Genomic DNA, 13,468 nt, shown 5'->3' with positions numbered 1-13,468 from the left:
GTAGATCAGACCGCGTCGATCAGGTCGAGTCGGGGCGCGATACCGAGCGCCTTCATCTCGTCGAGCAGGAGCTTGAACGCGTAGCTCATCTCGATCTCGTGGATGTCGGTCTCCTCGCCACAGTTGGGACAGTAGACCCGACGCTGTTCGACGTTCTCGACCGCGCTCATCCCGCAGTTGCCGCAGACGTAGATGAACTCCCTGTCGGACTCGTCGAGCAGGCGCTCCTTCAGCGCCATCGCCGCACCGTGCCCGATGAGAACGTCGCGTTCCATCTCGCCGACCCGGAGGCCGCCCTCACGGGCGCGCCCCTCGGTGGGCTGGCGGGTCAGGACCTGCACCGGCCCGCGCGAACGTGCGTGGATCTTGTTCGAGACCATGTGGTAGAGCTTCTGGTAGAAGATGGTCCCGACGAAGATCTCGGCGTCGATCTTCTCGCCCGTCACGCCCGAGTACATCCGCTCCTTACCGCTCGAATCGAAGCCGTGCTCTTCGAGCGCGCCGCGGAGTTCCGCCTCCTCCTCGCCGGTGAAGGCCGTTCCGTCGACCCGGCGGCCTTCGAGCGAACCCACTTTTCCGCCGAGCATCTCGAGCACGTGGCCCACCGTCATCCGCGAGGGCAGCGCGTGCGGGTTGATGATCAGGTCCGGCACCACGCCCTCCTCGGTGAAGGGCATGTCCTCCTGGGGCGCGATGTGTCCGATGACGCCCTTCTGACCGTGGCGCGAGGCGAACTTGTCGCCGAGTTCGGGGATCCGCTCGTCGCGCACCGAGACCTTCGAGAGCTTGGAACCGTCCTCGCCCTGCATCAGCGTCACCGTGTCCACGACGCCGGCTTCGCCCGAGCGCATCGTCACGCTGGTCTCGCGGCGTTTCTGGGGGCTGAGCCCGCCCATGTCGTTTGGCTCTTCGAGGAATCGGGGAGGCGAAGTCTTCCCGAGCAACACCGCACTCTCGCTGACCTCGGTCTCGGGGTTCACCAATCCGTCTTCGTCGAGATGGGTGTAGGCCTCCTCGCCGCGCGCCCCCCGAACGTCGTCGTCGGGGATCTCGAATCGGTCCTCTTGGCCGCCGGGATACCGGCGCTCCTCGCCCTCGTAGGTCCGGAAGAAGTGTGACCGACCGAGTGCGCGGTCGATCGAACCACCATTCAAGACGAGCGCGTCCTCGATGTTGAACCCCTCGTAGGACATGACGGCGACCACGAAGTTCTGGGCCGCCGGCCGGTCGTCGTAGCCGATCTGCTCGGTGGTCTGGGTCTTCACCATCGAGAGCTGCGGGTAGTGGAGCAGGTGCTGGCGGGTGTCGGGCCGAATGCGATAGTTCGCGGAGGGGAGCCCGAGCGACTGCTTGATCATCCCCGACCCCATCGTGATACGCGGACTCGCGTTGTGCTCGGGGTAGGGGATCATCCCCGCGCCGATACCGAACATGAGCTGGGGATCGATCTCGAGGTGGGTGTGGTCGGGCGTGAGGTCGTCCTCGTCGACACCGACCAGGATGTCCTCCTCCTCCTCGGCGTCGATGAACTCGATGTATCCGTCCTCCACGAGGTCGTCGAAGCCCGACTCGCCGTCGATCACCGACTCGACCTCCGCCTCGGAGATCAGCGGTTCGCCGTTCTCGACGACGATCAGCGGTCGGCGCGCCCGACCGGCGTCGGCGTTGATGATGACCTCGTTGGTCCCGTCCTTGACCGAGACGTTCACCGTCGAGGCGACGTCGCCGCGACGGCGCGCCTCGCGAACCTGGTGGGCGAGCCCCTCGGGGTCGGCGTGGGTGCCGACGAGGCTCCCGTTGACGTAGACCTTTGCGTCGCGTGCGTTGGATTGGGTTTGGCTGCTCATGTTAGTCTGCACTCGGGGTGACGCCCTCGATGCCGGGGATCCCCTCGACCCCCATCGTGGCGAGTTCTCGTTTCAGTTCCCGTTCGTCGTCGATGTCCTGGGAGAGCTCCATCGACTGCGCGAAGTTCTTCACCAGGCCACAGTTCGGCCCCTCCGGGGTCTCCGAGGGACAGATACGCCCCCACTGCGTCGCGTGGAGGTCGCGGGCCTCGAAGTGAGGCTGGCTCCGCGAGAGCGGGCTGCGGAGTCGCCGGAGGTGGGAGAGCACGCCCATGTAGTCCGTTCGGTCGACGAGCTGGGAGACCCCAGAGCGCCCGCCGACCCAGTTGCCGGTCGCGATCGGGTGTTCGAGCCGCTCGGTCAGCACGTCCGAGCGAACCACGGTGTTGACCGAGAGCTGCCGATTTCGCATGTTCGCGCGTTCGAGCTGGTACTTCACGTCGCGCGCGAGCTTGTTCAGGGCCGTGCGGAAGAGGTCGGTCATCAGGTCGCCCGAGACCTTCAGCCGTTTGTTGGCGTAGTGGTCCTTGTCGTCGGCCTCGCGTCGACCGAGCGCGAGTTCGAAACAGGCCTCGGCCATCCGGCAGAGATAGAACGCCTTGTTGATGCGAACGTCCTCGTCGTCGACGCCCTCCTCGTGGAGGTGGGGCAGGAGGTAGCGGTCGATGACGTAGTTGGCACGTTTGAGCTGGTAGTTCTTGCCCTGGCCGCTGGCGACACGCTCGCCGAGGGTCTCGATCGCCTCCTCCTCGGTCTGGACGTCGGCCTCCTCCAGGTTCTCGAGCATGAACTTCACGACCTCGGGGTCGTCCGAGACCCGGTGGACGATCTCCTCGTCGGATTCGAGCCCCAGCGCTCGAACCAGCGTCACGAAGTCGATCGAACCGGAGACGCTCGGGAAGGAGACCTCGAGCAGCCCCTCCCGGTTGCGTTCACACAGCACGAGCGCGCGATAGCCACGGCGCTGGCTGAAGGTCTTGGCGACCTGGATCTCGTCGCCGTACTTCGAGTCGTACTCGGCGAGGATCTTGTTCGGTGCGAGGTCCTCGCTCGTCATCAACACCCGCTCGGAGCCGTTGACGATGAAGTAGCCGCCGGGGTCGGCGGGGTCCTCGCCGAGTTCGATGAGCTCCTCGTCGTCGATCCCCGAGATGTTGCACTTCTCGGAGCCGACCATGATCGGCAGCCGCCCGATCTGGGTCTCGGTGGTGTCGACCACGCGCTCCTCTTCCTCCTCGCCGCCGACGACGACCGCCATCTCCATGAAGACCGGCGCGGCGTAGGTGATGTTGCGGAGGCGGGCTTCCTGGGGGTAGAGGCGCTCCTCGCTCCCGTCGGCCTCCCGGACCCGCGGGGTGACGACCCGAACGTCGCCGAGTTCGACGAAGACCGGCTCCTCGCCCTCCTTGTCGCCGATGTCGGTGTCGATGGTCTCCTTCTCGTCGACGACCTGCTGCATCCCGCGACCGAGGAAGTCGTTGAACGAGCTGAAGTGGTGTTCTGCGAGCCGTTCCTGGGAGAAGTACTCCCGTGAGATCGAACGTCGTGTGTCCCTGTTCATTAGTCGATGACGAGCCGATAGACGACCGCTTGGTCGGTGGTTCGTGAGTCCCGAACGATCCGGATCACGTCGCCGGTCGCGGCCTCGTCGGGGAGCGCCGGGTCGGTGCGTTTGATCTTCGGGAGGTCGGTGCGTTTGATGTCGTACTCTTCGAGCACCTCGTCGATCTCGGAGTCGTCCTCCACGACGGTGTGCTCCGGGACGAGCGTGTGCTGGCCGACGTCTACCATGTGTGTCTAACTGGGGGAGAAGTGGCTATCACGAGATACTACAGCGTGTATACGGTCCAGAACCTTAACCATTCCGACCGCGAGCGGGCGCTCTTCCGGAGTCGCGGCCGACGGTCGGGGATGGCTGCCTCGCCTCGATTTCGACGGACGCACGACGCGACGGGATATAGCGTTTCGGGCTCGGCCGTCGGTCGGTTTGGAAACGTTTAACCGTCCGTCCGGATAACGGTCATTTGTCGGTGCCCAGGTGGTGTAGTGGCCTATCATACGACCCTGTCACGGTCGTGACGCGGGTTCAAATCCCGCCCCGGGCGCTTTTCCGAACTCGTGGTGGCGAGCGGGCGAACCGTCGTGACGAGCGAAGCATCCACGAAGAGATTTGAAAACGGTCATCGTGTACGCAGTGTGGGAGCGCGGATCGGAACGTTACTGTCGGGTTCGAATCCTGGAGAGAAGTTCCAGTTATCGGAGCTGGACCTCATCTTCGGCTCCACCCGACGTCGAAGCATTATTGCCGATTCGGGGGATTGTGACGACAATGTATTCTCTTCGGCAGCTACGACGCGTCATCGATCAGCCAAAGCTGTTCGTTCGTGAGATGAATCGTCTCTACTACACCCGGCTTGGACGGCGGTCGTACGACCCGGACGGCATCGACATCACAGCCGCGGATTGGGACAACCTGTTGATCCTCGATGCCTGTCGGTACGATATGTTCGCCGCCCGGGCGGACGAGCTCCCGGGTGTTCTCGAGCAGCGGCGCTCTCGAGCATCGATGACGACCGAGTTCCTCAAAGCCAATATCGATGGGCGCGAACTTCACGACATCGTCTACGTTGCGGCGACCCCAATGCTCTACTGGAATCGGAACCGCGGTGAAGTCACCGCGAGCTTTCACCATGAGATCAACGTCTGGCGCGATGGCTGGGACGACGAGGTCCACACCGTCAGACCCGAAACGACTGCCGAGTACGCCGCTCGGGCCGCTGACGAGTATCCGAACAAGCGCCTGCTCGTTCATTTCGTCCAACCACACTTCCCCGCGGTCGGACCGACCGGGGAGGAGTATCCGGAGCTCAGGAGTATGCGAGTCTGGGACGCACTCGACCGCGGGGACATCGATCTTCCCGATTCGGTTCTCTGGCGGGCGTTTCGAGAGAACCTCGATGCCGTGCTTCCACACGTAGATGACCTCTTGAAGACACTCGATGGAAGAACGGTCGTCACCGCCGACCATGGTCAGATGATCGGTGAGCGCTCGTTCCCGATTCCGTTCCGCGAGTATGGACACCCACCCGGCATATACACGCATGAGCTCTTGACGGTTCCGTGGCTCGTCTCGACCAACGGTCCTCGACGAGAAACCTTCGCCGAGGAGCCAGTCGCCCCACCCGAACGCGGCGATGAGACTGAACCAGCCGATATGGAAACCGACGACGATGTCGTCACGGACCGTCTCGAAGACCTCGGATATATCGTATAGACGTTTGAGACGGCCGGATAGTTGTACGAGCATCTGTGCGAGTTGAGTTTGGCAACCGATCTCGTCAAAACAGTATGACAGCGCAACTTATCAAGTGACCTCTAAGTAGTTGGGTCGCCGGCAACCACCGGACTTAGACTCTGGGAGCGTGTAGACCGAGGAGTCTCAAACCGTAAAATCCGAAAAGTTCGGTTCAAAGCGAAGTCAGCGGAGTAAAAACACCGGACGACCGGGACGACGCCGATTATTCGTCGAGCGTCTCGGGGTCGGTGGTGATCGAGGCCGAGTCCTCGATCGAGGCCTGGACGAGTTTGCCGGTGTAGCTGTACTCGTCACGGAACGTGCCGACGCCGCCCGAGACCGAGCTTCCGTCGTCCGAGATCGGGTCGGTCGAGTCGTCGATGTGTTCGAGCGTGCCGGTGACTTCGAGCGAGTACTCCGTTCCCGACTCGTCCTCGCCCATCACCGTGATGGTGCCGGCGTCGTCGTCGAGTTTGATCGTCGCGTAGTCCTCGACTTCGAGCGCGACGAGTTCGCCTTCGTACTCGTAGGCGTCACGGTAGCTCTGGACGCCGCCCGTCGCGGTGTTGCCCGAGATGTCGTCGTTGTCGTCCTGGGTCGCACCGCCGGTCTGTGACTTCTCGAGGTCGCCGCTCGTCGTGAACTCGTAGGGGATGCGGCCGCCCTCGGTGCTGGTGTCGGTGATGACGAGGTTCGCGCTGTCCTCGGGCTCCGGCATGTCGGACTCGTCGATGTCCCCGCTGAGCTCGTTGTCCGAGCCCGAGCCGTCGTCGTTGCCCGACGAATCGTCCGAATCGGAGTCGCCCTCGTCAGAGTCGTCTTCGGAGTCCGAATCGTCCGAGGAGGAGTCCTCGGAGTCCTCGCTCGAATCCGACTCATCGGAGTCGTCCGAATCGGACTCGTCAGAGGATTCCTCCTCCGAATCGCTCGACGACTCGTCCGAGGAGGAGTCCTCGGAATCCTCGCTCGAATCCGAATCGTCGGAGTCGTCCGAGGATTCTTCGTCCGAGTCATCAGACGAGGAATCGTCCTCGACCGACGACACCGAGGAGCCCTCGTAGCTCGACGACGAGAGGCTCGGGGCGGGACAGGAGCCGCCGTAGCTGATACCGCTCTCCGTTACGTTGCTGCCCGAGAGCTGGAGCGGCTTCCCACCGGCGTCGATGGTCGTGTTCGAGATAGTGCTGTCGCCACAGTTTCGGAGGTAAACACCCTTTCGGCCGCTGCCGGTCTGGACACAGCAGTCCTCGATCGTGGTACCGTCGCGCTCCTCGATGAGGATGGACGCCTTGCTGGACGAACCGCCGGTAACACTCACGTTCTTGAGCGTGGCGGCCACGTCGCCGGAAACACCGCTCGGGGCTGTACCGCGGATCCCGTAGCCATCGGCGTTGAACTCGATCCGGGTGTTCTCGATCGTGAACGCGCCATTAGTATCGAACACGGTGATCCCACCGTTGGAGTTGGCGTCGGAGCCGATACTGATGTCACAGTTCCGGACCACCGCGCCCGAGCCTTTCTCGAGACGGATACCGGAACCGTTGTTCATCTCGCCGGGGTTGTCAGACCGGCTCTCGTCGGTGTCGACCTCGATGCTCACACCGTCGATGTAGCTTCCGCTGCTGCCGATCCGGACCTGGGAGAGGTCGTTGTTCTTGTAGACGCCACCCTCAACGTGCACCTCGCCAGGCGTCCGGCTGGCGTAGACGCCGTTGTTCGAGAAGCCCTCGACGTTGCAGTCGCGGAGGGTGATCGTACCCTTGTTCTCCTCGCCGATCCAGACACCGACGCGGGAGTACGCACCCATCTCCCCTGCGTTGTGAAGAAGGAGGTTCGTGACCGTTCCCGAACCGCCCGACGACCGCACCATCGGGTTGAACGCATTGGCGGCCGAACCATCGCTTCGGTCGTATCCACCCGTTGCGGGCATCTCCAGACCGTGGACTTGGAGATCATCGTCAGGCGCGACCTGCACACATGGCGCAGCGTTACTCTGGTCGATGGTAATGTTCTCGACGAGAACACCGCTGCCCCCGTTGATGTTCAGGATCTTGTCTTCGAAACCATCAGGAACGGTGAACGTGACGTCGCCCTCGCCGACGATCCCGAAGTTACTCTTCCCGCTGACGTTGGTCCGGCCGGTGAGGTCGTAGGTCCCGGACGGGAACTTCAGCAGGGTGTTGTCCGCAGCAGCCGACTCGATCGCGCTCGAGGCGTCGCCGGTACCGCCCATGTCGACGACGTTGTCGAAGCTGATCCCGTGGCGCTCGGTCGCCGCTGCCCCCTCCCCAGCGAGCAACGGTACCGAGACGGCGGCTGCCCCTGCAGCCTTGAGATACGACCGTCGGCTTGGTTTGAAACCACTGTCTGTGCTGTCGCTATCATCGCGTGCTCCGTTGCGCGGCATCATCTGCTAATTAGGCATCCGTAAAATACCGCTTCTGGCCAGTTAGTTGCATTTACTTACGTTTCATCGGATCGTGGTCACGTTTCGTGCCAGTCAAAGATACTTCGAAGGGACGAGACACCGAAAATATCCCGGATCGCGACCCGAGCGGGGTTCGACCGCGCGAGTGGTAGTGTGTGTCGCGCACGGGTAGCCGATGGTACGGTGAGTGACCCCGAGGAAGCGTGCGGTGAGTCAGCCCTGGCGGTCCCAGTCGATCCAGTCGTGTTCCCAGCCGGTTCGGCGTTCGGCGACCGCACGTGCGCGCTCGCGGTCCTCGCGAACGGTGCGGTTTCGTTCGACCGAGTCGGACTGTTCGCCCTCGACGAGCAGGGGGGCGAAGCTCGTGGGGCCGAACCGCGTCTCGTGCCCCGCGTCGTCGAGAGCGACGAGCGACTGGTCGCGCGTGCCGACCGGCATCACGAGCCGACCGTCCGGCGCGAGCTGGTCGGCGAGCGCGCGCGGCGGTCGCACGGCGGCGGCTTCGAGCAGTATCCGGTCGAAGGGGGCGTACTCCGCCAGCCCGTACGCGCCGTCGCGGCGGTCGACGAGGACGCCGCCGTAGCCCGCGCGCGAGAGGTTCTGTCGGGCGTCGAAGACCAGCCGACGCGAGATGTCGACGGCGTGGACGTGCTGTTGGCCCGCGATCTCGGCACAGACCGCGGCGGTGTAGCCGACGCCCGCGCCCACGACCAGCACGCTGTCGCCGGGGGTCGGCGCGAGCGCCTCGATGAGGCGTGCGACCGTGTTCGGGGCGAGGACCGCCGTTCCACGGTGGTCGAACGAGCGGTCGGCGTAGGCGGCCTTCTCCTCGGCGACGAACTCGTGGCGCGGGACCGCCCGGAGCGCGGCGCTCACGCTCGTGGTCTCGACGACCCCCTTGCTCTCGTGTTCGAGTCCCGCGACCATGTCGTCGCGCAACACCGCCGAATCCATACCCGAGATCCGTCCTCGTCGGTCTTGAATCGCGCGCCTTCGCCGGCCGGTCGAGGAATTCGCGACGACCGGTCAACCGCCGGCTCCGGTGCCGTATCGGCGATCTCCACCGTCCGCCGGCGGTGCGGATGCTGTGGCGCGCGCTCGCGGTCGTACGCGAGCGAACGTGAGCGTGCGACCGCGACCACTGTGCGAGGGATGAGCATCACAGCGAGTGAAACGAGCGAGAAGCGCAGTCGGCTGGGGAGGCGTGTGGCCGTCGCGGGCGGTTGCGAGGCGGTTTACAGTTCTCGTTTGCATCGGGATTAGCGGTCGACTCAGGTCCGATACTTCCTTCAAATCCTTCGGCGGAAACATGAACAGCCGCTCCTCTGACCCGACTCACCCCTGCATTCGAACGAACCGAACCCCACCGTGCTTCTCGACGTCGAGATCACCGTCTCCCTGTTTGGTCGCGCGCACGAGGGTCTGTCGTCGCGTGCCAACCGGCGCGACGATCCGACCGCCGGGACGGACCTGCTCGATCACGGGCTCGGGGATCGCCGGAGCGGCGCACGTCAGGTAGGCCGCGTCGTAGGGCGCGCCCTCGGGCCAGCCCTCGTGGCCGTCACCCACGCGAATCTCGACGTCGTAGCCGAGTCGCGCGAGGCGCTCGCGGGTCGCGACCGCGAGGGGTTCGTAGTACTCGACGGAGCGGAGACGTCCGACCACTTCGGCGGTGACGGCGGCGTGGTAGCCACAGCCGGTGCCGATCTCGAGTACCGAGTCGTCGGGGTCGAGCGCGAGCAGGTCGGTCATCATCGCCACCATGTGGGGCGCGCTGATGGTCTGGCCCTCGCCGATCGGGAGTGGGCGGTCGTCGTAGGCCGCGCGCCGCCGATTCTCGGGGACGAACTCGTGGCGCGGTACGGCCAGGAGCGCCTCGCGGGTCGAGTCGCGTTCGATACGGCCCTCACGGTCGAGCTGCTCGACTAACCGCTCCCGTCGGGCTCGGGCGTCCATCTCACCAGACGGACCACGCCGAACTCGACTCGTCGTCGGCGTAGACCCGGTTGACGTCCTTCGCGAACGCCATGTCGCCCTCGTGGTCGAGCCGGTCGAAGCCGTAGCCCGTGGCGTCGGGGCGGAGGTGGATCCCTTTGACGGTGAACGACTCCTCGCCGAGGTCCTCGCGCTCGCCCACGGTGAACTCGTAGTCGCCGGGGACCCGGAGCTCCACACCCCTGGTCTCGTCGCCGCCGTCCGCGGGGTTGAGGGTGACGTCGACGCCGACGTTGCCGACGACCCGCGTCCAGACCGTCTCGATCTCTTCAGTGGTCGCGTCGTCGGTCCGCCCGCCCTCGACTTCGAGGCTCGTGATGCGGACGGTCAGCAGGGCCTCGGGGGTGTCGAGCACGAACTCCTCGCCGACCGCGAGGCGCTCGCCGGTGGGGATCTCGGTCGTGGTCGAGAACGAGTCGCCGTCCTGGGAGACGATGACGTCGCGTTCGCGGGTTTCGGGCTCCTCGATCCGGACCTTGTGGACGTGGCTGCACTCGCTGCAGCGAACCGTCGACTGGCTCCCGGGTTTGAGGACCTCGTGGACGACCGCGGTGTCGGGTGAACACGCCGGACAGGACGTCGCGACGCGTTCGGTGGCCTGAGTCATGCCGGCTCTATCGGGCGCGCGAATAAAAGCCGTGGTGGTCGTGCGTGGCTGGAGCGGTCCGTCCGGGCTTCAATCGGTGGTCGTGTCGACCCCGAACAGCCAATTTCCACCACAGAACCCAGTCAGCGCGTTCTGCAGCAGTCCGAGGCCCGCGAGGCCGGTGATCAGGCACACGGTTTTCCGCCCCGACCGAAACGCACTCACCGCGACCATGACCAGCCAGATGCCGACGGTACCGCGAACGACCCGGTCGGTCTCCCCGACGTTCTGTCGCATGACGTCGTTTCGGTGTCGACCGAGAAATCAGTTCCCCCGCACTCGGATGGGAGATTTATCTCCTCCACGTCGCTGTTCGAACCGTGAGTCGGAGACCGGATCGAAGTCGATTCGAGACGAAACGAGGCGTGCAACCGTCCCGTGGCTTCGCCGCCCGTCCTACTCCGGGAGTTCGATTTCCTCGCCGTCGGCGTAGACGGTGGGGTCGCGCAGGATGCCGTCGAGGTGGAGCGGGGCCTGCGTGTCGCCACCGATGCCGTGGTCGTCGCCGATCGCGATGTGGACGGTACCGGCGGCTTTCTCGTCGAGGAGCACCGAGCCGACCAGTTCCGTGACGGCGACGTTGGTGCCGATACCGAGTTCGGCAAGGTTGTAGGCGTCCTCGCCCACCTCCTCCGCGCCGCGCTCGACCTGCTCGCGGACGTCGTCGTCGGAGATCTCGGTGACGAAGCCGTCCTCGACTTCGAATTCGAGCTCCCGGTCGAGCAGCCCGTGGGGCATCATCGTGCCGTCGACGACGTAGGTTCCCTCGGCGGTCTCGGGGCTGACGAACACCTCGCCGGCGGGGAGGTTCGACATCACGCCCGCCTCGTGGACGATGCCGGTGTCCGCGAGCCACTCGTGCGCGCCGGGTTCGAAGGTGATGTCGGTGCCTGCGGGCGACGTCACCCGGATCTCGTCGGCTCCCTCGACCGCGTCGAGCACGGTCTCACACGCGGACTCGATCTCGCGGTAGTCGGTGTTCAGCCCCGTCCGAAAGACCTCCTCGGTGATGCCGGGGAGGGTGGCGATACGGGCCCCGGCCTCGTTCGCGCGCGAGCGCGCGCGAGTGTGACTCAAACTCTTAGTCGTCGGGCAGAGCACCACGTCGCTGCTGCGCATTGTGGCCGCGACGGGCGTCGGGGGTTCGGTGCCGTGTTGGGAACCCGGTGGGTACCGGACGAGGACGGCGTCCTCGGTCACCTCGTGGGCGGCCTCGTAGAGCGCTTCACCGATGGCGAGACGGTCGTCGTCTGTCACCACGACGCACGATTCGTTCGACCGGAGCGCGAGACACTGGTTGACGGCGGTCTCGGCCGCCCGTTCGAGGGGCGTCCCGTCTGCGTGGCTCATGACCCGAGCACGGGGGCCGCGCGCTTAGGTTTTCGGCCGGCGCGCGAAACGGTTATGCCCGTCGCTCGAACACACGAAGACATGCTCGATGTCGGCGTCAACGGCTACGGTACGATCGGCAAGCGCGTCGCGGACGCGGTCGCCGCCCAGCCGGACATGGAACTCGTGGGTGTGGCGAAAACGCGACCGAACTTCGAGGCCGAACGCGCCGTGGCGAAGGGCTATCCCTTGTACGCCGCCATCGAGGAGCGCGCCGACCAGTTCGTGAAGGCCGACATCGAACTCGCAGGGTTGGTCGACGAACTCGTCGCGGAATCCGACGTCGTGGTCGACGCCACCCCCTCGGGGATCGGTGCGGAGAACAAGGCGCTCTACGAGGACCACGACACGCCCGCGCTCTATCAGGGCGGCGAGGACGCCGAGATGGTGGACGTGAGCTTCAACGCGCGGGCGAACTTCGCCGACGCGAGCGGGGCCGACCACGTCCGCGTGGTCTCGTGTAACACGACCGGCCTCTCGCGGCTCGTCGCGCCGCTCGAAGAGGAGTATGGAATCGAGAAGGTCCGCGCGACGCTGGTCCGGCGCGCCGGCGACCCCGCCCAGTCCGGACGCGGTCCGGTCAACGACATCCTCCCGAACCCGATCTCGCTGCCGTCGCACCACGGGCCGGACGTCCAGACGATCTTCCCGGAGCTCGCCATCGACACGCTGGGGCTCAAGGTGCCGGCGACGCTGATGCACATGCACAGCGTGAACGTCTCGCTCGACGCCGAGCCGGACGCGGCGGAAGTCAGAGAACTCCTCGACGGCGAATCGCGGTTGTTCGTGGTGCCCGAGAAATTCGGGATCGACGGTGCGGGGAAGCTGAAGGAGTTCGCGCTCGACGCGGGGCGGCCACGAGGCGACCTCTGGGAGAACTGCCTTTGGGGCGAGTCGGTCTCGATGGAGGGGAACGACCTCTACCTCTTCCAGGCCATCCACCAGGAGTCCGACGTGGTGCCCGAGAACGTCGACGCGGTGCGTGCGGTGGCGGGAACCGCCGATGCCGCCGAGAGCGTCGAGACCACCAACGACGCGCTCGGCATCGGGTTCTGAGGCCGCGCTATCCACGGACGGTCGCAAATCAAGTGCAGTGGCGCGCGCACGCGCTCGTGGGTGAACGGACGTGAACCCGCGAGCGCGAATCGGCGTGCGAGGGATGAGCACCGCAGAGAGTGAGCGGAGCGAACGACCGAGGAGCGCAGTCGGTTGGGGAGGTATGTGGCGGTCGCGGAGCGGTGCTGTGCGGGGCGGTTGCGGAGGTGTTAGTAATTGTACCGCGAATGACTGAGCGAAGCGAAGGAAGGAGCGGCCTTTTTTTTAGTCCAGGTTTTTGCGAGGACCCTGAGCGAGCCGAAGGCGAGCGAATGGGGACGAGGAAAAAAGTGGTAGCCTAACCCTTTTGACCCGCCCTCGCATACCATAGGTATGCAACCGGGCGACCGCGACGACCGTGACCCGTTCGAGGACATCTTCAACGAGATAGAGCGGATGATGGACGGGATGATGAACGGGAACGTCGACATCCACACCGACACCATCGACGGCACCGGTGCCCACGTCGACGTCTACGAGGACGGCGAGTCGGTGCGCGTCGTCGCGGACCTCCCGGGGATCGAAAAGGACGCCATCGACCTCACCTGCGACGGTCGCCGACTCACCATCGAGGCCGCCGGCGACCGCCGCGAGGTCACCGAGCGCGTGCGCCTCCCCACGCGAGTCGACGAGCGCTCGGCGAACGCGACCTACAACAACGGCATCCTCGAAGTCGTCTTCGAACGTAGCGACACCTCCGCCGACATCGATCTCTAGAGCGTACCTTTTTACTTCGTCGGGTGCGCTCGCTGCGCTCGCGCACCACTCCTCGC

At 65.2% G+C, this 13,468-nt stretch carries 12 protein-coding genes and 1 tRNA gene; 4 read left to right on the top strand and 9 right to left on the bottom strand.

Annotated features, from left to right (window positions below):
- Window positions 1–5: 5 nt before the first annotated feature.
- The 3 genes from rpoB to D3261_RS10150 are packed head-to-tail and all read right to left on the bottom strand — an operon-like array spanning window position 6 to window position 3,638.
- Window positions 6–1,847: a DNA-directed RNA polymerase subunit B gene (rpoB, locus tag D3261_RS10160; protein ID WP_120072016.1), complete on the bottom strand. Its 1,842-nt coding sequence runs from the start codon at window positions 1,845–1,847 to the stop codon at window positions 6–8.
- A 1-nt stretch (window position 1,848) separates the two neighbouring features.
- Window positions 1,849–3,408 carry a DNA-directed RNA polymerase subunit B'' gene (locus D3261_RS10155; RefSeq protein WP_120072014.1) on the bottom strand — a complete coding sequence of 520 codons (1,560 nt, stop codon included), beginning with the start codon at window positions 3,406–3,408 and terminating at the stop codon, window positions 1,849–1,851.
- Window positions 3,408–3,638 carry a DNA-directed RNA polymerase subunit H gene (locus D3261_RS10150; protein WP_120072012.1) on the bottom strand — a complete coding sequence of 77 codons (231 nt, stop codon included), beginning with the start codon at window positions 3,636–3,638 and terminating at the stop codon, window positions 3,408–3,410. Before D3261_RS10150 ends, D3261_RS10155 begins: the two co-directional genes overlap by 1 nt.
- 241 nt (window positions 3,639–3,879) lie before the next feature.
- Here D3261_RS10150 and D3261_RS10145 point away from each other — a divergent pair.
- Window positions 3,880–3,952 (top strand) — tRNA-Asp (locus D3261_RS10145).
- Between the two features lie 224 nt (window positions 3,953–4,176).
- Window positions 4,177–5,121 (top strand): hypothetical protein, encoded by a 945-nt coding sequence (locus D3261_RS10140; RefSeq protein ID WP_120072010.1) that lies wholly within the window; start codon window positions 4,177–4,179, stop codon window positions 5,119–5,121.
- 244 nt (window positions 5,122–5,365) lie between these two features.
- On the opposite strand, the gene D3261_RS10135 is transcribed toward D3261_RS10140, so the two are convergent.
- From D3261_RS10135 to D3261_RS10110, 6 genes are all read right to left on the bottom strand, one after another.
- A complete protein-coding gene (locus D3261_RS10135; RefSeq protein WP_120072053.1) occupies window positions 5,366–7,549 on the bottom strand; it encodes a right-handed parallel beta-helix repeat-containing protein in 2,184 nt (727 codons plus the stop codon).
- A gap of 234 nt (window positions 7,550–7,783) precedes the next feature.
- Entirely contained in the window at window positions 7,784–8,524 is a 741-nt protein-coding gene (locus D3261_RS10130; protein WP_120072008.1) for a protein-L-isoaspartate O-methyltransferase, read from the bottom strand.
- Window positions 8,525–8,905: 381 nt separating this feature from the next.
- Window positions 8,906–9,526, bottom strand: coding sequence for a protein-L-isoaspartate(D-aspartate) O-methyltransferase (locus D3261_RS10125; RefSeq protein ID WP_120072006.1), 621 nt, complete (start codon window positions 9,524–9,526; stop codon window positions 8,906–8,908).
- Between the two features lies 1 nt (window position 9,527).
- A complete protein-coding gene (locus D3261_RS10120; RefSeq protein ID WP_120072004.1) occupies window positions 9,528–10,172 on the bottom strand; it encodes an HVO_0476 family zinc finger protein in 645 nt (214 codons plus the stop codon).
- 69 nt (window positions 10,173–10,241) lie between these two features.
- Entirely contained in the window at window positions 10,242–10,448 is a 207-nt protein-coding gene (locus D3261_RS10115) for a DUF2892 domain-containing protein (RefSeq protein ID WP_120072002.1), read from the bottom strand.
- 159 nt (window positions 10,449–10,607) lie between these two features.
- Window positions 10,608–11,561 (bottom strand): aminopeptidase, encoded by a 954-nt coding sequence (locus tag D3261_RS10110; RefSeq protein ID WP_120072000.1) that lies wholly within the window; start codon window positions 11,559–11,561, stop codon window positions 10,608–10,610.
- 81 nt (window positions 11,562–11,642) lie between these two features.
- Between D3261_RS10110 and D3261_RS10105 the strand changes: the two genes are divergently transcribed.
- Window positions 11,643–12,656, top strand: a complete 1,014-nt coding sequence (locus tag D3261_RS10105; RefSeq protein ID WP_120072051.1) for a type II glyceraldehyde-3-phosphate dehydrogenase — start codon at window positions 11,643–11,645, stop codon at window positions 12,654–12,656.
- Between the two features lie 372 nt (window positions 12,657–13,028).
- Window positions 13,029–13,412: an Hsp20/alpha crystallin family protein gene (locus tag D3261_RS10100; protein ID WP_120071998.1), complete on the top strand. Its 384-nt coding sequence runs from the start codon at window positions 13,029–13,031 to the stop codon at window positions 13,410–13,412.
- Window positions 13,413–13,468 lie beyond the last annotated feature (56 nt).

The sequence above is a fragment of the Halococcus sp. IIIV-5B genome (assembly GCF_003602035.1).
GTDB classification, from domain to species: domain Archaea; phylum Halobacteriota; class Halobacteria; order Halobacteriales; family Halococcaceae; genus Halococcus; species Halococcus salsus.
Note: the sequence above shows the minus strand (reverse complement) of the source record. Positions and strands in the feature narration are given on the sequence as shown.

Excerpts from the sequence above, each read along its gene's own strand:
- rpoB (WP_120072016.1), bottom strand. The coding sequence starts at position 1,847 with ATGAGCAGCCAAACCCAATCCAACGCACGCGACGCAAAGGTCTACGTC.
- D3261_RS10155 (WP_120072014.1), bottom strand. The coding sequence starts at position 3,408 with ATGAACAGGGACACACGACGTTCGATCTCACGGGAGTACTTCTCCCAG.
- D3261_RS10150 (WP_120072012.1), bottom strand. The coding sequence starts at position 3,638 with ATGGTAGACGTCGGCCAGCACACGCTCGTCCCGGAGCACACCGTCGTG.
- D3261_RS10140 (WP_120072010.1), top strand. The coding sequence starts at position 4,177 with ATGTATTCTCTTCGGCAGCTACGACGCGTCATCGATCAGCCAAAGCTG.
- D3261_RS10135 (WP_120072053.1), bottom strand. The coding sequence starts at position 7,549 with ATGCCGCGCAACGGAGCACGCGATGATAGCGACAGCACAGACAGTGGT.
- D3261_RS10130 (WP_120072008.1), bottom strand. The coding sequence starts at position 8,524 with ATGGATTCGGCGGTGTTGCGCGACGACATGGTCGCGGGACTCGAACAC.
- D3261_RS10125 (WP_120072006.1), bottom strand. The coding sequence starts at position 9,526 with ATGGACGCCCGAGCCCGACGGGAGCGGTTAGTCGAGCAGCTCGACCGT.
- D3261_RS10120 (WP_120072004.1), bottom strand. The coding sequence starts at position 10,172 with ATGACTCAGGCCACCGAACGCGTCGCGACGTCCTGTCCGGCGTGTTCA.
- D3261_RS10115 (WP_120072002.1), bottom strand. The coding sequence starts at position 10,448 with ATGCGACAGAACGTCGGGGAGACCGACCGGGTCGTTCGCGGTACCGTC.
- D3261_RS10110 (WP_120072000.1), bottom strand. The coding sequence starts at position 11,561 with ATGAGCCACGCAGACGGGACGCCCCTCGAACGGGCGGCCGAGACCGCC.
- D3261_RS10105 (WP_120072051.1), top strand. The coding sequence starts at position 11,643 with ATGCTCGATGTCGGCGTCAACGGCTACGGTACGATCGGCAAGCGCGTC.
- D3261_RS10100 (WP_120071998.1), top strand. The coding sequence starts at position 13,029 with ATGCAACCGGGCGACCGCGACGACCGTGACCCGTTCGAGGACATCTTC.